Origin of the sequence: Streptomyces sp. NBC_00457, from assembly GCF_036014015.1 — a bacterium.
GTDB lineage: Bacteria > Actinomycetota > Actinomycetes > Streptomycetales > Streptomycetaceae > Streptomyces.
Genome location: NZ_CP107905.1, coordinates 9,313,879 through 9,330,875, shown reverse-complemented (window position 1 = coordinate 9,330,875; position 16,997 = coordinate 9,313,879). Strand labels below are relative to the sequence as shown.

At 72.1% G+C, this 16,997-nt stretch carries 16 protein-coding genes; 5 read left to right on the top strand and 11 right to left on the bottom strand.

Translation table 11 applies throughout. The features are described 5' to 3' along the window. Nucleotides 1-107 precede the first annotated feature (107 nt). Nucleotides 108-2,954: a SpoIIE family protein phosphatase gene (locus OG828_RS42670; RefSeq protein WP_328504179.1), complete on the top strand. Its 2,847-nt coding sequence runs from the start codon at nucleotides 108-110 to the stop codon at nucleotides 2,952-2,954. A 25-nt stretch (nucleotides 2,955-2,979) separates the two neighbouring features. Here the strand turns inward: OG828_RS42670 and OG828_RS42665 are convergent, their stop codons facing one another. The 4 genes from OG828_RS42665 to OG828_RS42650 all read right to left on the bottom strand — a co-directional run bounded on the left by OG828_RS42665 (nucleotide 2,980) and on the right by OG828_RS42650 (nucleotide 7,532). After that, nucleotides 2,980-3,204 carry a heavy-metal-associated domain-containing protein gene (locus tag OG828_RS42665; protein WP_328369402.1) on the bottom strand — a complete coding sequence of 75 codons (225 nt, stop codon included), beginning with the start codon at nucleotides 3,202-3,204 and terminating at the stop codon, nucleotides 2,980-2,982. Between the two features lie 107 nt (nucleotides 3,205-3,311). Then, nucleotides 3,312-3,929: a 2'-5' RNA ligase family protein gene (locus OG828_RS42660; RefSeq protein WP_328504178.1), complete on the bottom strand. Its 618-nt coding sequence runs from the start codon at nucleotides 3,927-3,929 to the stop codon at nucleotides 3,312-3,314. Between the two features lie 469 nt (nucleotides 3,930-4,398). Continuing rightward, on the bottom strand, nucleotides 4,399-6,777 hold the full coding sequence (locus OG828_RS42655; RefSeq protein WP_328504177.1) for a glycoside hydrolase family 65 protein: 2,379 nt from the start codon (nucleotides 6,775-6,777) through the stop codon (nucleotides 4,399-4,401). After that, a complete protein-coding gene (locus OG828_RS42650; protein ID WP_328504176.1) occupies nucleotides 6,774-7,532 on the bottom strand; it encodes an HAD family hydrolase in 759 nt (252 codons plus the stop codon). The genes OG828_RS42655 and OG828_RS42650 overlap by 4 nt, the downstream gene beginning before the upstream one ends. Nucleotides 7,533-7,621: 89 nt before the next feature. Between OG828_RS42650 and OG828_RS42645 the strand changes: the two genes are divergently transcribed. Further along, the gene (locus tag OG828_RS42645) at nucleotides 7,622-8,077 is read left to right on the top strand and encodes an archease (RefSeq protein WP_443060239.1); all 456 of its coding nucleotides are present in this window, start codon (nucleotides 7,622-7,624) and stop codon (nucleotides 8,075-8,077) included. An 11-nt stretch (nucleotides 8,078-8,088) separates the two neighbouring features. Here the strand turns inward: OG828_RS42645 and OG828_RS42640 are convergent, their stop codons facing one another. From OG828_RS42640 to OG828_RS42625, 4 genes are all read right to left on the bottom strand, one after another. After that, nucleotides 8,089-9,501, bottom strand: a complete 1,413-nt coding sequence (locus OG828_RS42640) for an RtcB family protein (RefSeq protein WP_328504175.1) — start codon at nucleotides 9,499-9,501, stop codon at nucleotides 8,089-8,091. Nucleotides 9,502-9,961: 460 nt separating this feature from the next. After that, nucleotides 9,962-10,342, bottom strand: coding sequence for a universal stress protein (locus OG828_RS42635; protein WP_328504174.1), 381 nt, complete (start codon nucleotides 10,340-10,342; stop codon nucleotides 9,962-9,964). Between the two features lie 14 nt (nucleotides 10,343-10,356). Next, a complete protein-coding gene (locus tag OG828_RS42630; RefSeq protein ID WP_328504173.1) occupies nucleotides 10,357-11,013 on the bottom strand; it encodes a phosphoribosyltransferase in 657 nt (218 codons plus the stop codon). A gap of 70 nt (nucleotides 11,014-11,083) precedes the next feature. Further along, on the bottom strand, nucleotides 11,084-11,740 hold the full coding sequence (locus OG828_RS42625; protein ID WP_328504172.1) for a dienelactone hydrolase family protein: 657 nt from the start codon (nucleotides 11,738-11,740) through the stop codon (nucleotides 11,084-11,086). Between the two features lie 125 nt (nucleotides 11,741-11,865). Between OG828_RS42625 and OG828_RS42620 the strand changes: the two genes are divergently transcribed. Continuing rightward, nucleotides 11,866-12,318 (top strand): YbhB/YbcL family Raf kinase inhibitor-like protein, encoded by a 453-nt coding sequence (locus OG828_RS42620; protein WP_328369377.1) that lies wholly within the window; start codon nucleotides 11,866-11,868, stop codon nucleotides 12,316-12,318. Here OG828_RS42620 and OG828_RS42615 read toward each other — a convergent pair. Beyond that, nucleotides 12,296-13,822, bottom strand: a complete 1,527-nt coding sequence (locus tag OG828_RS42615) for an alpha/beta hydrolase (RefSeq protein WP_328504171.1) — start codon at nucleotides 13,820-13,822, stop codon at nucleotides 12,296-12,298. The two genes, OG828_RS42620 and OG828_RS42615, sit on opposite strands and share 23 nt — an antisense overlap. Before the next feature lie 215 nt (nucleotides 13,823-14,037). On the opposite strand from OG828_RS42615, the gene OG828_RS42610 reads away from it, so the two are divergent. Beyond that, nucleotides 14,038-15,219 (top strand): sensor histidine kinase, encoded by a 1,182-nt coding sequence (locus OG828_RS42610; RefSeq protein WP_328504170.1) that lies wholly within the window; start codon nucleotides 14,038-14,040, stop codon nucleotides 15,217-15,219. Continuing rightward, on the top strand, nucleotides 15,220-15,897 hold the full coding sequence (locus OG828_RS42605; RefSeq protein WP_328504169.1) for a response regulator transcription factor: 678 nt from the start codon (nucleotides 15,220-15,222) through the stop codon (nucleotides 15,895-15,897). It begins immediately after the preceding gene. 24 nt (nucleotides 15,898-15,921) lie between these two features. Here OG828_RS42605 and OG828_RS42600 read toward each other — a convergent pair whose 3' ends face one another. Continuing rightward, nucleotides 15,922-16,341, bottom strand: coding sequence for a CBS domain-containing protein (locus tag OG828_RS42600; protein WP_328369367.1), 420 nt, complete (start codon nucleotides 16,339-16,341; stop codon nucleotides 15,922-15,924). Nucleotides 16,342-16,360: 19 nt separating this feature from the next. Next, entirely contained in the window at nucleotides 16,361-16,786 is a 426-nt protein-coding gene (locus tag OG828_RS42595; protein ID WP_328504168.1) for a CBS domain-containing protein, read from the bottom strand. Nucleotides 16,787-16,997: the final 211 nt, after the last annotated feature.

The following is a 16,997-nucleotide window of genomic DNA, read 5'->3' as shown; positions in this document are numbered from 1 at the left end:
GGTGATGTTGGCGTCTCCCGCTGGTCGAGCGGTCCGCCGGAATCGGGACACACCGGCGCATGACGATAATTTTGTACTCTGCGTATATTGAGGGTATGCACGGGCGGATGGCCATACTCCGCGCCATCGACGACGACGTGGCCGTGACAGAGGCGCTGCGTCTCGCCCTGGAGCACGCTGTCGCCGAGCTCGGCGGGGTCGGCGGCCTGATCCACGTGGGCGGGCCCGAGGGCCTGCGCGGACTGCATCTGCTGGTGAGCAGCGGGCTGCCCCCGACGCTGACCGAACCCTGGGAGCGCGTCCCGGACACCGGAGACCTGCCCCCGGCGCGGGTCGTGCGCGAGGGAACTCGCTGCTGGCTGCCCGCCGAATCCGGCCCCGACCTCGGCGGACGTCCCGGCGCGGACCGCGGTGTGGCCACCGTTCCGCTGCCCGGACTTGACGGACCCCTCGGCACGCTGACCGTCCTGACCGCCGTACACCATGCCCCCCGTCCCACCCAGTGGACGTTCCTGCATGCCATCGCCGCCTGGGTCGCCGGACGGCTGGACCGTCCCCTGCTGCCCAAGGAGCCCGCCCCGCGTGAGCGGCAGCCCGGAGCCCTGCTGCGGCAGGCGCTCGAGGCCGTGCGTGTCGGCTCCTGGGAGTGGACCATGGCCACCGAGGAGGTCGATCTGGACCAGGCCGGACTGACCGTGCTCGGCTTCGGACCGGGCGAGTTCGACGGACGGGCCGATACCTGGATGAACCTCGTCCACCCCGACGACCGGCCGCTGGTGACCGCCGAGGTCGCCAAGGCGCTGCGCGAGCGGAGCTCCTATGGCACCGAGTACCGGGTGCGGCGCCCGGACGGCACGATCGGCTGGGTCCAGGTCCGAGGCCGGGTGAAGCTGGCGGACACCGGACAGCCGGTCGGCATGGTCGGCACCGTATGGGACACCACCGAGTCCCGCAGCGCCCGCGACGCGATCAGCCGCGCCCTGCGGCACATGAGCGACGGCTTCCTCACCCTCGACCACCAGTGGCGGATCACCTTTCTCAACGAGGAGGCCGAGCGGGTCCTCGGTGCCGGGCAGGAGTTGATCGGCCGGCTGGTGTGGGACCTGACCGCACTGCAGGTTCCCGGGCTGCGGGCGCTGTGCGAGGAGGCCGTCGCACGGTCCACGCCCTCGGGTCTCGACCTGCTGGCGCCCGGCACCGGGCGCTGGTGCCATCTGCGGCTGGTCCCGCTCCCCGACGGCCTGGCCTTCTTCCTCACCGACATCCACGAAAAGCGCGTACGGGAGGCCGAACGTGAGGCAGCCGCCCGCCTCCAGGCCGACCGGGCCGCCCGCGTCGGCGAACTGACGGCGGCGCTCGCCAAGGCGATCAGCTCGCAGGACGTCGTGGACGCGGTCGCCCGCCATGTGCTGCCGCCGTTCGGCGCGGCCGGGCTGATGATGCAGGTCATCGAGGACGGGCGGACCCGGGTCGTCGGCAGCGTCGGCTACTCCGAGGAGTTCCTCGACCTGGTCGACCACCTTCCCGTGACGGGACGCACCGCGGTCACGGACGCGCTCTTCAGCCGCACCCCGCAGTTCTTCTCCTCCCCCGAGGAGTACGCGGCCCGCTACCCGGCACTGGCCGGGCAGCCCGCTGCGGGCTCCAAAGCGGCCTGGGCCTTCCTGCCACTGATCGCCTCGGACCACCCGGTCGGGGTGTGCGTGATCTCCTTCGAGCAGCCACGCCGCTTCACCGGCGAGGAACGCACGCTGCTGGTCGCGATCAGCGGCCTGGTCGCCCACGCCCTGGAGCGGGCCCGCCTCTTCGACGCCGAGCACCTCCGCGCCCAGGAACTGCAGCGCGGCCTGCTCCCCCGGACGCTGCCGCCACTGCCGGCCTGCACCTCCGCGGCACGCTATCTGCCGGCCCGGCAGGGCATGGACGTGGGCGGCGACTGGTACGACATCATCCCGCTCTCCGGCGACCGGGTCGCCCTCGTCATCGGCGACGTGATGGGCCACGGACTGCCCCAGGCGGCCACCATGGGACGGCTGCGCACCGCCGTCCACACCCTGGCGGACCTGGAACTGCCGCCCGACGAGATCCTGGCCCACCTCAACGACGTCGTCTCCGAACTCGGCGACGACTCCTACGCCACCTGTCTGTACGGCGTGTACGACCCGACGACCGGCGCCTGCGCCTTCGGCTGCGCCGGGCATCCACCGCCCGCCGTCGTGCGGCCTGACGGCACGGTCGAGTTCCCGGCGGTGGCCCAGGATCCCCCGCTGGGCGCCGCCGACCCGCCCTTCGAGAGCGTCGAGGTCGCCCTGCCCGAGGACTCCCTGCTCGTGCTGTACACCGACGGCCTGATCGAGTCCGCCAGCCGGGACATCGACGTGGGCATGGCCCATCTCGCACGGCTGCTCGACGGGTCCGACACGGAGGACGACCTCGACCGGCTCTGCGACCGGCTCACCTCGGGCCTGGTCCCGGCACAGCAGCAGTCCGCCGACGACGCGGCCCTGCTGGTGGTGCGGGTGCACCGGCTGCCGCCCGAAGCGGTCGCCGTGTGGCCGCTGAGCACGGAGCCGCAGGCGGCCGGCGAGGCACGCAAGCTGGTCCGGGCGCAGCTGTCCGAGTGGGGCCTGGACGATCTGGCGATGACGACGGAACTGCTGGTCAGCGAGCTGGTGGGCAACGTCGTACGGCATGCCAAGGGCCCGGTCATGCTCCGTCTGCTGCGCAGCCGCACGCTGATCTGCGAGGTCACCGACGGGAGCCTCACCACGCCCCGGATCCGCCGGGCGTCCGAGACGGACGAGGGCGGCCGGGGCCTGCAACTGGTCGCGGCCCTCTCCCAGCGGTGGGGCGCCCGCTACACCGGGACCGGCAAGTGCATCTGGACGGAACAGGCCCTGACCGGCCCCGACTCCCCCGCCGCCCTGCTGACCTTCTTCGACCAGGTGGCCTGAGAGGCGGCACGCTCCACCACGGCGCTCAGGCCGCGGCGGCCCGTGCGCCCCGCACCACGTCGAAGCCCGCCTCGACGATCGCGCCGCGCACCGCGTCCTCGCCGAACTGCTCCCCTCGTACGATCACCCGGCCCGCCCGCACATCGACGTCGACCTCGGTGACGCCGGGTACCGCCACCACCTCTTCGGTGACGCTCGCCGCGCAGTGGCCGCAGCTCATGCCGATGACGGTGTACTGCTTCTCGGCCATGGCAGGTACTCCTGTCGTCCGGGATCGATGTGCCCTGAGGTACGCGACCGGGACGGGTGATGTTCAACGCCCTTACGGAGAAGGCCGGTTGAGGACCGGTGCGGCCCTCACCCCGCACCGCCCAGCGGCACGAACGCCAGCTCCTGCCAGCGGATCTCGTGCTGCTTGCGGTCCTGGACGGCCTCCACGAGCCGTGCGCCGTCCACGGTCAGCGTGGCCCGCCGGCCCGAGGCGCTGCGCAGCCTGCCCTGCAGGAGCCGCGAGTCGCCGAGTGCGGTGCCGTAGGCCAGCGAGATCCTCGGGCGTTCGTCCTCGTAGTCGTCGGCGTCCTCGCCGAACACCTCCACGACGGCGTCCCTGGCCTGGTGCCGCAGCTCCTGGAACTCGTCCTCGGGAGCGATGTCGAGCAGGACACCGCACCGGCCCGCCACCGCCGTGCCCACCGTCACCGTGAAGGGGCGCACCGCGCCGAGCCGTTCCCGCAACCGGCCTTCGAACAGGGCGAGTTCCGGTCCGGTCACCTCGCTCGCGGGCCGGTCGTCGACGACGGCCAGCGTCTCGTGCAGCCACTCGTCCTTGACCGGCGAGACGAAGCCGAACCGGGCGAGGACCGGGCGATAGATGTCGGTCACCGGTTTGATCTCGGGGAGCCGCGGGACGAAGTCCACCCTGAGCTTGGTCCACCCGTCGGGCCAGAGCCTCGCCCCCCTGAGATACCGGTCCATGAAACTCCCTCTCATCCAGCCGAATCGACGCCTTTCGTACCGCCCACCCGGTGCCGCAATCACCCACGCCCGGGGACCGGTCACGGCAGTCTGCCGCACCCAGTGCTTCGGTGGGTAACCATCGCAGTACCGGGAGTCGTCATCGAACGCCCTCCGGTTGACCGGAAGTTGACGCTCCAGCACGCCGAGCCCCAGCGCGCTCGCGCAGGTCAGCGGGGTTTCGACAGCGGCGGCGGCTCGGGCGGAGAGGTCAGCCGTCCGCGATACGACGCGAGTTGACGTCGCGGGAGTCGGGGATCAGACGTGTACACTCGCCGACCACGTCCGGTACCTTGACCTCTTGAATTGGGCCTGTCGACGCGCCCCGAAGGGGCGCGGGGCTGTGTCGATCTGCGGCTACCGCCGCGTGGGCGCGACCAGCCACGACGGACCGGCAGGCGACGCACCGGACTTCCAGCGGAGCGCTACGTCACCCCGGCAGCATCAGCCGTCGCATCTCGCCCGGCTGGACGGACACCGTGCGGTCCGGCAGGCGGACGTCGATCGGGTCGAGGTCGGACGGGGGGACCGTGATCTCCAGCCTCCCGTGTTCCAGCCGGAGCTGGATGCCCCAGTGGCCCAGGTAGTGGATGGCGAAGCCGTACGAGGACAGCTCCGGCAGCGGCACCGGGTCGAGGCACAGCGCCCCGCCACTGGTCGCCAGTCCGGTCAGTCCGCGCTGGACGAGGTCGAGGGTGCCGGCCATGGCGCCGAGGTGGATGCCCTCGCCGGTGGTGCCGCCCTGCAGATCGGCGATGTCGCCGCGCAGCGCCTCCTGGCAGAACGTCCAGGCCTCCGCGCGCCGGGCACGGGCCAGCACCCAGCCGTGGACCAGGCCGCTGAGGGTCGACCCGTGGCTGGTGCGCCGCAGGTAGTAGTCGACCGTGCGCCGCCAGGTGTCCTGGTCGAGGCGGTGGCCCAACCGGCTGAAGATTTCCTGGAGTTCGGCGGGTGAGAAGAGGTAGCCGAGCATCAGCACGTCGGCCTGCTTGGACGCCTGGTAGCGGTTGACGGTGTCGCCCTCCGCCTCCAGGATCCGGTCCAGACGCCGGATGTCGCCGTAACGCTTGCGGTAGCCGTCCCAGTCGAGTTCGGCGAGATCGCCGTAGCCCTCGAACTGGCTGATGACACCCCCGTGGAAGGGCACATGGAGGGTGCGCGACACCTCGTCCCAGTGTTCCCGCTCGCCGCCGTCCAGGCCGGTGCGCTCGAGGAGTTCGCGGCGGCGGGGTTCGGGCAGGGCGCGCAGCACCTCCAGGGTGCGGGTGAGCACCCATGCGGCGGTGACGTTGGTGTACGCGTTGTCGTCGAGGCCGGGCAGCTTCGCGTCGGGGTAGGCGTCGTGGTACTCGTCGGGGCCGACCACGCCCCGGATGCGATACCGGCCCAGGCCCTCGTCGTACACGGCCGAGTCCGCCCAGTAGCGGGCGATCTGCAGCAGCATCTCGGCGCCCTTGGTGTGCAGGAACTCGGCGTCGCCGGTGGCCTCGCAGTACCGCCACACGTTGTACGCGATCGCCGAGCCGACGTGGTGCTGGAGCCGGGAGTGGTCCGGCAGCCAGCGCCCCGAGCGCGGGTTGAGATGCAGTTCCTGGGTCTCCTCCCGGCCGTCGCTGCCGCTCTGCCACGGGTAGAGCGCGCCGCGCCGCCCGGTCGCGCGGGCCGCGGCACGGGCCTGGTCCAGGCGCCGGTGGCGGTAGCCGAGCAGGGCCCGGGACACCTCCGGGAAGTGCAGATTCAGATACGGCAGCACGAACAGCTCGTCCCAGAAGACGTGCCCCCGGTACGCCTCTCCGTGCAGTCCCCGGGCCGGCACGCCCACGTCCAGGTCGGCGGTGTGCGGCGAGAGGGTCTGCAGGACGTGGAAAAGATGCAGCCGGAGAATGCGGCCCGCGGCTCCGGGCACGTCGATCTCGGCCCGCCGCCACAGCTGGTCCCAGGCTGTGCGGTGGGCCTTCAGCAGGTCGTCAAAGCCGGAGGCCGCGTCCACCCGGTCCACAGCTGCGTCCAGCGGATCGCTGATCGCGGGGTCGTGGGAGGTGTGCAGGGCGACGGTCTTGTCCACGGTGGCGGTGCGGCCGGGGGTCAGATCGAGGTGGATCCGCTGGACGGCTCGGCTGACCTCGAGCCGCTCGGTCACCGGGACGTCGGCGGTCAGGCGGGCCGCCATGCCGATCCGGATGTCCGAGGTGCGGGTCCGGCAGCGCAGCCACACCGTGTCGGGTGCGGAACTCCCGGTGTGCACGTGGGTCAGATGGTGGCCGTCCAGATCGCGGTAGCGCGCGACCCCGGAGTTGGTCACGCCCCCGTCGAGCGCCGCCTCGACGTCGAGGGCGCCCGCGAAGCCCTCCGCGGTGAACTCTGTGCGCAGGACCGCCAGATGGGGGTCGGCCATGCCCACGAACCGCTGCTGCCGTACGAACAGGGCCTTGCCCTCCGCCAGCGCGTACCGCGTGACGCGCTCCATCATCCCCGAGTCGAGGTGCAGCACCTGCCGGTGGTCGAGGACCGTCGCCGTGTCGGGGGTGAGCCACCGGCCGCCGGGGCGGCGGAAGCGCAGCGCCAGCCAGTTCGGCAGGTTGACCATGTCCTCGTTCTCGACGCTGTGTCCCGCCACGTCCGAGGTGAGCCGGTTGTAGCAGCCGGCCGCATACGTGCCGGGGTAGTGCACCTCGTCGGCGACGCACTCCGGGAACGCGCCACGGGTGGCGAAGTATCCGTTGCCGAGCGTGCACAGCGACTCCCTGAGCCGTTCGTCCGCCGGTTCGTAGCCGTCGTACTCCCAGGTCCACGACGTCGCTGCGGTCACCGCGGTACTCCTTCCACGAGCAGTTCTGCCAGATCTCGTACGACGATGTCGGCGCCGTGCCGCAGCAGCCTCGCGCCGGTGTCCGCACCGGCGGCCCGGTCCACGCCGACGACGAGCGCGAACGCACCCCGACGCCCCGCTTCCACGCCGGCCAGCGCGTCCTCCACGACGGCGGCGTGCCCGGCGGGGACGCCGAGTCGGCGGGCCGCCTCCAGGAAGAGGTCGGGCTCGGGTTTGCCGGCGAGCCCCAGCCGGGCCGCCTCACCGCCGTCCACCAGGGCGTCGAAGAGGTCCCGGACCCCGGCCCGGGTGAGCAGCTCACCCGCGTGCCGGGACGCCGAGGCCGCCGCCACGGGTACCCCGGCCGCGCGCAGGGCACGCACCAGCCGGACCGTCCCGGGATAGGCGTCGACGCCGTGGGTGCGCAGCCGCTCGGTGAAGCGGCGCTCCTTGTCCGCGGCGACGGCCCGTACGGTCTCCTCCGATGTGTCGAGGCCGCGGGAGGCGAGGAAGGCGGCGGCACCGTCGAGGCGGGACTTGCCGTCCACGTGCCGCAGGTAGTCGTCCCGGGGATCGAAGGGGCGCCGCTGGTCCGGGTCCTCGGGCGGGTGCTGACGCAGGTAGGTGTCGAAGGCAGTCCGCCAGGCGGCGGCGTGCACCCGGGCCGAGTCGGTGATCACTCCGTCGGTGTCGAAGACGACGGCCCGTACGTCCCGCAGTGCGGGGGCGAGCGCGGGGTGGGTCGGGTCGGTCATGGCGGCTCCTGAGGCGGTGGCTCCCCTGCCGGTCCGGACATGCCCCCCGAAACCAGTGTGCGGTTCTGCTCAGTGGGCACACGGTGAACATGGTCGGCGACATGGGCGACGACATCACGGCGCGCAGGCGCGGGACGAGCGGGCACCGGCTGGTGCCGCACACGGCCGACGTGCGCGTCGAGGCCTGGGCGGAGAGCCGCGAGCGGTGTCTGGTGGAGGCCGTCACGGGCATGGTGGAGGGCTTCGCGGACGTCTCCGGGACCCGGGCGACCGGCGTGGCCCGGCTGCGGCTGGCCGAAGGCGCTCCCGAGGACCTGCTGACCACGCTGCTCGACGAGGTCGTCTTCCGCCTTGAGGTGCACGGGCAGGTTCCGGTCGACGTGGAGGCGGAGGCGTACGACGAGGGGCTCGACGTGCGGATGGCGGTCGCCGATCTCGGCGTGGTGGAGGTCATCGGCGCCGCGCCGAAGGGCATCGCGTGGGAGAACCTGCGCATCGAGCCCGGTCCGTACGGCTGGTCCTGCGCGGTGACCATCGACGTGTGAGCGCATCCGGCTCATCCCTTCACCACGCCCAGCGGCACGAGCCTGGCCACCGTCCGGCACAGCCCCGCCGTCTCGCTCGCGGCGACCACCGCGCCGACGTCCTTGTATGCCTCCGGGGTCTCCTCGGCGAGACCGCGCATCGACTTCGGCCGGACGGCGATACCGGCCGACTCCAGCCGGGTGCGCAGTTCCCTGCCCGTCACGGTGCGGGCGGCCCGGTGCCGGCTGAGGGTGCGGCCCGCGCCGTGGCAGGTGGAGTGGAAGGCGTCGCCGCCGGGCACTCCGGCCAGCACGTAGGAGGCCGTGCCCATGGTGCCGGGGATGAGCACCGGCTGGCCGAACTCCCGTAGCTCCTCGGGCAGTTCGGGGTGGCCGGGCGGGAAGGCGCGGGTGGCGCCCTTGCGGTGCACGCACAGCAGGCGCCGGGCGCCGTCCACCTCGTGCGTCTCCATCTTGGCGAGGTTGTGGGACACGTCGTACACCAGCGAGAGCTGTACGCCGGTGACGCGGCGGAAGACCCCGCGGGCCGCGTCGGACAGCAACTGGCGGTTGGCGCGGCCGTAGTTGGCGGCGGCGGCCATCGCGCCCAGGTAGGCCTGCCCCTCGGGCGAGTCGACCGGGGTGCAGGCCAGCTGGCGGTCGGGGACGGTGATGCCGTAGCGAGTCATGGCCCGGTCCATCGCCCGGACGTGGTCGGTGCAGATCTGGTGGCCGAGGCCGCGTGAACCGCAGTGGATCATCACGCACACCTGGCCGGGGGCGAGGCCGAAGGCGGCGGCGACCGGTTCGTCGTACACCTCGGCGATCTCCTGGACCTCCAGGAAGTGGTTGGCGGAGCCGAGGCTGCCGACCTGGCCGAGGCCCCGTTCCCGGGCCCGCTCGCTGACCTGCGTCGCGTCGGCGTCGGCGACCGCCCCGCCGTCCTCGCAGCGGGTGAGGTCGCGCTGTTCGCCGTGGCCCTGCTCGACGGCGTACCGGGAGCCGCCCCGCAGGATCCGCTCCAGCTCCGCCTGCCCGCTGAGCCGCCACACCCCACCGGGTCCGGCGCCGCGCGGTATCCGCCGGTCCAGGCCGTCCATGACCGCGGGCAGCGCCCTGCGCAGTTCCCGCCCGTCGCAGTCGGCCGCCAGCAGCCGCACCCCGCAGGAGATGTCGAAGCCGACCCCGCCGGGCGAGACCACGCCGCCCTCGTCCACGGCGGTCGCCGCGACGCCGCCGATGGGGAAGCCGTAGCCCCAGTGGATGTCCGGCATGGCGTACGAGGCGCCGACGATGCCGGGCAGCGTGGCCACGTTGGCGACCTGCTCCAGCGACTGCTCGGCGTCGCGCAGCAGGTCGCGGGAGGCGATCACGACGCCGGGCACGCGCATCCCGCCGTGCGGGTCGATGCGGAATCGGCAGGGGCGTTCTTCTACCAGGTCCATCGCTCCGCCTCCGTGACGCGAGGGTCCTTCGCAGTGCCTGAAATGGCACGGGGATTCTGAGTGCCGGTAAATAGCGTGTCGGAGCACACAATTGAGCGGATTAGCCTCTTGTGGCACTTTCGAGTGGACGTACCCGCTGGGGTTGTAGTGCGGGACGTCGGCTGCCGTAACGTGGGCGGCGTCGAGAGACCGGAGTGGTCCGGTCTCACCGAGAATCCGCCCCGTGCCCAGGAAAGCGACGCGGGGTCCCCGCCCCGCCCGGGTCCACACCGGGCGGACAGCGTCCGGCGGGGCGGATACCCCAGCTTCCGAATCGCCGCAGCCAGCGGCGCCACAGGCGGCAGGTACCGCACACGATGAGCACCGTGCTCAACCAGCGCACGGCCCGCGACCCAGTGACAGGCGTCCACACCCTGCCACGCACCACAGCCGCTCCCCCGGAAGCCGGGCCAGTCCCGGATCACCGAGGAAACCTCAGCTCATCTGCGACGCTCACGGAGCCCAGGAGCAGCCCGGCGAAGCCGCCCCGCCCGCGGGTGCCGAGCACGATCAGGCCGGCGTCGGTGTCCTCGCCCGCGGTCAGGACCGCCTCGGCGGGCTCCCCCTGCCCGAGGACGGTGTCGATGCGCAGCCCGGGGTGGGCCGTCGTGATCCGGGTCCGGGCGTCCTCCAGCAGATCGGCAGCGACGCCGCGGACCCGCTCGTCGGCGTCTGTCACCGCGTGCACGACCTGGAGCGCCGCTCCGCGCAGCGTCGCCTCCCGGGCCGCCCAGTCAGCGGCGAGCCAGGCCTGCGGTGTGTCGTCGACGCCGACCAGGACAGTGCCGGTCGCTTCCGTCACTCGCTTCTCCTCCTTCAGCCGGGCAGGGTGTGGGAGCCGTGCAGCGCGTCGAGGACCTCGTCGTCGGTGAGCTGGTCGAAGTTCTCGTACCAGAGGCCGACGGCCATGAACTGCTCCGGCTTGTGCAGGCAGATCACCTCGTCGGCCTCGTCGCGCAGCAGCTCGGCGGCCTCCGGTGAGCAGACCGGCACGGCCAGGACGACCTGCTCGGGCGCCTCACGGCGGACCCGGCGCAGTGCGGCGCGTGCGGTCGAGCCGGTGGCCAGGCCGTCGTCGACGACGATCACGGTGCGGCCCCGCAGGTCCACCGGGGGACGGCCGCGCCGGTAGCGCCGTTCGCGGCGCCGTACCTCCTCCCGCTCCCGGTCGACGGTCTCGGCGAGGGCGGCCTCGCTCAGGCCCAGCCGGTCCAGGGCCCGTTCGTCGAAGAGCGGCGGGTCGTCGCCGGCGATCGCGCCGACGCCCAGCTCCTCCTGGAACGGCGCCCCGATCTTGCGGACCACGAGGACGTCCAGCGGGGCGTCCAGCGCGTGCGCGACCTCGCGGGCGACCGTGGCACCGCCGCGGGGCAGCGCGAGGACGACAGCGTGCGGGAGAGCCCCTTTGTCCTGCAGGGTGCGCAGCCGCGCGGCCAGTTCCCGCCCGGCCTGCTTGCGGTCACGGAACTGCATGGCTGCTCCTTCCGGTTGCCTCCGTGCGCGGCTGCCGGGTACCCGGCCCTCCGGTCGCCCACACGGCGTGTCACCGCCGCTGTGCGCCCAGCCGTTCCACGCACCACTCCCGGGCCAGGCCGGCGACCTGCTCCAGCGCGCCCGGCTCCTCGAACAGGTGGGTGGCGCCCGGCACGACACGCAGCGTGCAGGGGGCCTGCAGTCGCCGGGCGGCGTCCTCGTTGAGCCGCAGCACCTGCGTGTCGTGCCCGCCGACGATGAGCAGCACGGGGGCGCGTACGAGGTCCAGCGCGTCGCCCGCCAGGTCGGGCCGTCCGCCGCGCGAGACCACGGTCAGGACCCGGTCCGGCCGGTCCGCCGCGGCCATCAGGGCGGCGGCCGCACCGGTGCTTGCCCCGAACAGGACGACGGGCAGTCCCCGGACCTCGGGCTCCGCGTCGAGCCAGTCGATCGCGGCGACCAGACGGCGCCCGAGCAGCGGAATGTCGAAGCGGTGCTCGGCGGTCAGCTCGTCCTGCCGGTCCTCCGCCTCGGTCAGCAGGTCCATCAGCAGCGTGCCCAGGGCGGCGGTGCGGAGTTCGGCGGCGACCTGCCGGTTGCGCGGGCTGTGCCGGGAGCTGCCGCTGCCGTGCGCGAACAGGACGACGCCGTGGGCGGGCGCCGGGACGTCGAAGTCGCCGGCGAGCTCGACGCCGTCGGCGGGCACCAGAACGGTCTGCGAGATCATCGGGGCCGGCCTTCCTCGGTCCGTAGCAAGTCCGTAGCACTCCTGACCTGGCCCGGGTATCCGTCACGCGGAGATCCACACGTCGCCCTGATACGTCCCGCCGCCTGCGGGGTACTCCGGGGCGCATGACCGGCATCGAACTCAAGAGCAGCGCATTCACCGACCACGCCCCGGTCCCCCGCCGGTACGCGCTGGAGGGGGAGAACGTCTCCCCGCCTCTGACCTGGTCCGGCGTACCGGACGACGCGGCCGAGCTGGTCCTGATGTGCGAGGACCCCGACGCCCCGTCCGGGAACTTCGTGCACTGGATCGTCGTAGGCATCGACCCGCACAGCGACGGCATGAGCGAGGGGCAGAGCCCGCCCGGCGGCACCGAACTCGTCAACGGCTACGGCCGTCCCGGCTGGGGCGGACCCCACCCGCCGCCCGGGGACGAGCCGCACCACTACGTCTTCCACCTCTACGCCCTCGCCGAGCCCTGCGTCCTCCCGGACGCCCCACGCGCCGACGACGTACGGCAGGCCGTCGAGAAGCGGGAACTCGCCGACGCCTCTCTCATCGGGCTGTACCGCCGCTGAGCGCTCCGCGGCCTGTGCCGGCATGCGGCTCCGCCGCGCAGGCGAGGTCGTGCGGCGGGCGTTGCCCGGTGGTCAGGAACGCCGTCACCGCGTCGTTCGCGCACGTGTTGGGGCCGTACGGGTAGACGCCGTGCCCGCCCTGGTCGGCCGTCACCATCGTGGCCCGCTTCCCGAACGCCTGCCGCAGCTTCTCGGCGCCGGCCAGTGGTGTCCCCGGGTCGCGCTCGTTCTGCACCATGAGCACGTTCGACGGGCCCCGGTCACCGATGCGCACCGGCGGCTCGACCCGCTTGTCCGGCCAGAAGGCGCACGGTCCGATGCCGGCCGAGGACCCGCCCAGCATCGGGTATTTCAGCCGGTCGACCGCGACATTGCGCTGATACTCCCGGACCGTCTCCGGCCAGCGATTGTCACCGCATATCACGTAAAAACGGCCGGCCATGAAGTTCTCAAAGTCCGCAATGGGCGGGCTGGGCGGCACCGGCCGGTCGGTGTCGAGCGCCTGCCAGAACTCGGCCAGCTCGGGCATGTTCGCATCGACGTAGAGGCGGTCGAACGTGAGCCCGCGGAACGATGTCCCGTCGATGCCCTGGACCGGTTTCGTCTCCAGCCGCTCGGCGAGGTCGAAGTACTTCTCGGTCACCTGCTCCGGTGTGGTGCCCAGACCGTACTCGGGGTGCGCGGCGGCGAACTCCGCGAAGTCCGGGAACCGGTCCTCCAGTCCAGGGGCGAACAACCGCATGGCCGTGACGTCGTAACCGCCGGGGCCCAGGTTGCTGTCGAGCACGATCCGGTCGCTGCGCTTCGGGAACATCGTCGTGTACACCGCACCGAGGTAGGTGCCGTAGGAGGCACCGAGGTAGGAGAGCTTCGGCTCGCCCAGCGCCGCCCGGATCCGGTCCATGTCGCGCGCGGTGTTCGCGGTGGTGGTGTGCGGCAGCATCCACGCCGTCCGTGAGGTGGCGCACTGCTCGGCCACAGTGCGCGCGTTCGCCGCCTCCCGTGCGACATCGGCCGCGGTGTGCGCGTACGGCGGGAGGTTGCCGCGGTTCTGCTGCTCCTGCGTCAGATCGCAGGTCACCCGCGTGCTGCGGCCGACGCCGCGCGGGTCGAAGCCGATCAGGTCGTAGGAGTCCAGCACCTTCTGCGGCAGCCCTGAGCCGGCGAGAACGGCCGGGTAGCCGAGTCCCGTGATGCCGGGTCCACCCGGATTGGTCAGCAGCACGCCGCGGCGCTTCGAGGGTTCCTTGCTCGCCAGCCGGGAGATCGCGATCTCTATCTGTCGGCCGTCCGGATCCCGGTAGTCCAGCGGGACTTCGAGCGTCGAGCACTCCAGAGGGGGCAAGGCGGCTTTCTCCGAGGCAGCCCTCTCCGAGGCGGCCTTCTCCGAACACGGTTCCCACCGCACGGTGTCCGGCGTCGCCGCCACCACCGAACTTCCCGGCACCGCGGTCGCCGCCGCCACCGCGGTGGCGGCGAGGGCAAGGGACAGGGTTCTGCGCATCTGATGTCCTCCTGAGGGGTGTGGGGGGCGCACGGGGCGAGGATGATCACCGTTCCGACCGCCGCGACGAGTCTCTTCGTGCGGCACCGCCGGCACATCGGCCCGGCGGCTCGATTCGCCTTCGCCCAAAGTCGAGGCGGGGATTCGACTCTGGTCGAAGGCACTTCAGCCTCCGGTCTGACTCACCGGCCGTGCGGTGTCGCGACAATGGCCAGGTGAATACAGACGTCGCGCCACGGCTCGGGTGGTGGCAGCAGACCTGGCGGCTGGCGGCAGCCGTGGGAGTGGGTGTACTGGCCTGGCTCTCCACCGGTGCGGTGCTGCACTGGCAGTCGGACGGAACGGGCTCCTGGTTCCTCACCGGTGATCCGCTGGTGGCTCTCGGCTGCCTGACTGCGCTGGTGTGGCGACGGCGGTTCCCGCTCGCCGTCGCCATGACGGTCGCGATCGCCTCGACCGCCTCGACGCTCGCCACCGGCGCGGCGCTTCTGGCGCTGGGCTCGATCTCCGCCCGTCGCCGTCCGGTGGAGATCGGGGTCGTCGGGCTGGCCTATGTGACCGCGTCACAGTTCGCCATCGGGCTCTATCCGGTCGAGAGACCGCCCGGCTCGTTGTGGTACCAGCTCGCGTTCCCGGCGCTGACCGCGGGCATCGCGGTGGCCGTCGGCATGGCGGTCGGCGCGCGGCGTGTCGAAGTGCGGTCCCTGCGAGAGCGGGCGGAGAGCGCGGAACGGGAACAGGCCGCACGAGCGGCGCAGGCACGGGCTCTGGAACGGAACCGGATCGCCCGCGAGATGCACGACGTGCTCGCGCACCGGATCTCCCTGGTCGCCATGCAGGCAGGAGTACTGGGCCACCGCGGCGACCTCGCGGCAGAGGAGAACCGTGTGCTGGTCCGCTCCATCGCCGAGGGCTCCCACCAAGCCCTGGAAGAACTACGGGATGTCCTCGGTGTGCTCCGGGCCGACCCCGACCGCCCGGAACCACCCCAGCCCTCCCTCGACCTCATCCCCGACCTGGTGGCCGACGCCCGCACCTCCGGACTGGACGTCACGCTCACCACCACCGTGACGGGGACACCGTCCGACCTCGTCGGGCGAACCTGCTACCGCATCGTCCAGGAAGGACTGACCAACGCCGCCAAACACGCCCCCGGCGCACGCATACACATCACCCTCGACGTGACAGCGGGCGACCAACTCGACGTCAGCGTTCGTAATTCCGCGGCCACCACCAAACCCGCACGATCACCGGCATCGGGCTTCGGCCTGCTCGGTCTCACCGAACGAGTCGACCTCGCCGGCGGAAAACTCGACCATCACCCCACGCCCGACGACGGATACCTCCTCACCGCACAACTACCCTGGCCGGACCCCACCCACGAAAAGAGAACCTGAGTGGACAGCGAGCGGGAGCCGGTGCGGGTCGTCATCGTCGACGACGAACAACTGGTACGCATGGCGCTGCGGCTCGTCATCGACGGCGAACCGGACCTGACCGTCGTCGCGGAGGCGGCCGACGGGGACGCCGCGATCACCGTGGTGGACGAGCAGCGGCCGGACGTCGTCCTGATGGACGTACGCATGCCCGGCCGCGACGGTCTCAGCACGACCCGGGAACTCCTCACCCGACCGGCGCCGCCCCGGGTGCTCATGCTGACCACCTTCGACTCCGACGATCTGGTGCTCGGCGCACTGCGCGCCGGAGCACTCGGGTTCGTCCTCAAGGACACCCCACCGTCGCAGATTCTCGACGCGGTGCGGACCGTCGCGGACGGCAACCCCGTGCTGTCTCCGGCCGCCACTGCACGGGTGATCGCCGCGGCCACCGGCCCGCAGTCCCCTCACGCTCGCAGCTCAACCCGCGAAGCCGCACGGAAACGGCTGTCCACACTGACCGAGCGAGAACGCGAAACCGCTCGGGCCATCGCGGACGGACTGGGCAACCCGGAGATCGCCCAGCGGCTGCACATCAGCATCGCGACCGTCAAGGCACACACGAGCAGCCTGTTCGCCAAGCTGGCCGTCGAGAACCGGGTGCAGATCGCACTCCTGGTCCGCGACGCGGAGGAATGACGTCACGCGTCTGCGGGCGCCCCGCTACCGGTTGGGCCTCGACGCGCTGATGTTCCCGAGCGGCGTTTCCGGGGCCCGTTCCACGGCCAGGTCGCCGAGGGTGACGATGCCCACCGGCTGCTCGTCCGCCACGACCGGGATCCGGCGTACGGCGTGCTCGCGCATCAGCTCGGCCACCCGGTCGATGTCGTCGTCGGGGCCGACGCTGAACACATCGCCGCTGCACACCTGGGCCACGGTCGTGTGCTCCGGGTCCTCGCCCTCGGCGAGGGCACGCACCACGAGGTCCCGGTCGCTGACGATGCCGCGCAGCCGTCCTTCCTCGGTGACCAGGACGTCGCCGATGTCCTGGTCCCGCATGAGCCGGGCCACCGCGGTCACGGACGTGAGCGGTTCGACCGTCACGGGGGTGCTGGTCATGATGTCGCGTACGTGCTGAGTCATGGCACGCTCCCTGCTTGCGTCAGCGGGTGGGATGCGCCCGGCTGATGTCGGCCAGCGCGGAACGCGGGTCGTCGGCCGTGGCGAGGTCGCCGAGACTGACGACGCCGACCGGGCAGCCACCCCGTTCGACGACCGGCAGCCTCCGGACGGCGTGCCGGCGCATCAGCTCGGCCGCCTGGTCGGTGGTGTCGTCGGGGGTCAGGGTCACCACGGGCGGGCGCGTGCACACCGACCCGACGGTGGTGGTGTCGGGGTCGCGGCCCTCGGCGAGGGTCCGGACCACGATGTCGCGGTCGGTGAGTACACCGAACAGATCGCAGTCGTACGCCACCAGCACATCGCCGATGTTCTGCTCGCGCATCAGCCGGGCCGCCCGCGCGACGGTCGTCATCGGCTCGACGGCTGCCGCGCCGGGCGACATCACGTCACGTATCTGCCAGGTCATCGGACCTCCCGGATCCACGGAGCAGGGCACGCCGCCCGCGTAGCCCGTACGCGCGGCGGCAAACCCGTCCTCGCCCCTTGACGACCGTAACCGGCGGGGGCACACTCACCGACCGCTCGCAGAAAACGCTTGCTACAACCTCGCCGCTCGCTGCGGGACCCCTGGGAGCCACGACGGAGCCACGACTCTCCAGGTCACGCACACCCCGATC

Bases quoted from the DNA above. Each gene is read 5' to 3' on its own strand.
- OG828_RS42670 (WP_328504179.1), top strand. From the start codon at position 108: ATGGCCATACTCCGCGCCATCGACGACGACGTGGCCGTGACAGAGGCG.
- OG828_RS42665 (WP_328369402.1), bottom strand. From the start codon at position 3,204: ATGGCCGAGAAGCAGTACACCGTCATCGGCATGAGCTGCGGCCACTGC.
- OG828_RS42660 (WP_328504178.1), bottom strand. From the start codon at position 3,929: ATGGACCGGTATCTCAGGGGGGCGAGGCTCTGGCCCGACGGGTGGACC.
- OG828_RS42650 (WP_328504176.1), bottom strand. From the start codon at position 7,532: ATGACCGACCCGACCCACCCCGCGCTCGCCCCCGCACTGCGGGACGTA.
- OG828_RS42645 (WP_443060239.1), top strand. From the start codon at position 7,622: ATGGTCGGCGACATGGGCGACGACATCACGGCGCGCAGGCGCGGGACG.
- OG828_RS42640 (WP_328504175.1), bottom strand. From the start codon at position 9,501: ATGGACCTGGTAGAAGAACGCCCCTGCCGATTCCGCATCGACCCGCAC.
- OG828_RS42630 (WP_328504173.1), bottom strand. From the start codon at position 11,013: ATGCAGTTCCGTGACCGCAAGCAGGCCGGGCGGGAACTGGCCGCGCGG.
- OG828_RS42625 (WP_328504172.1), bottom strand. From the start codon at position 11,740: ATGATCTCGCAGACCGTTCTGGTGCCCGCCGACGGCGTCGAGCTCGCC.
- OG828_RS42620 (WP_328369377.1), top strand. From the start codon at position 11,866: ATGACCGGCATCGAACTCAAGAGCAGCGCATTCACCGACCACGCCCCG.
- OG828_RS42615 (WP_328504171.1), bottom strand. From the start codon at position 13,822: ATGCGCAGAACCCTGTCCCTTGCCCTCGCCGCCACCGCGGTGGCGGCG.
- OG828_RS42600 (WP_328369367.1), bottom strand. From the start codon at position 16,341: ATGACTCAGCACGTACGCGACATCATGACCAGCACCCCCGTGACGGTC.
- OG828_RS42595 (WP_328504168.1), bottom strand. From the start codon at position 16,786: ATGACCTGGCAGATACGTGACGTGATGTCGCCCGGCGCGGCAGCCGTC.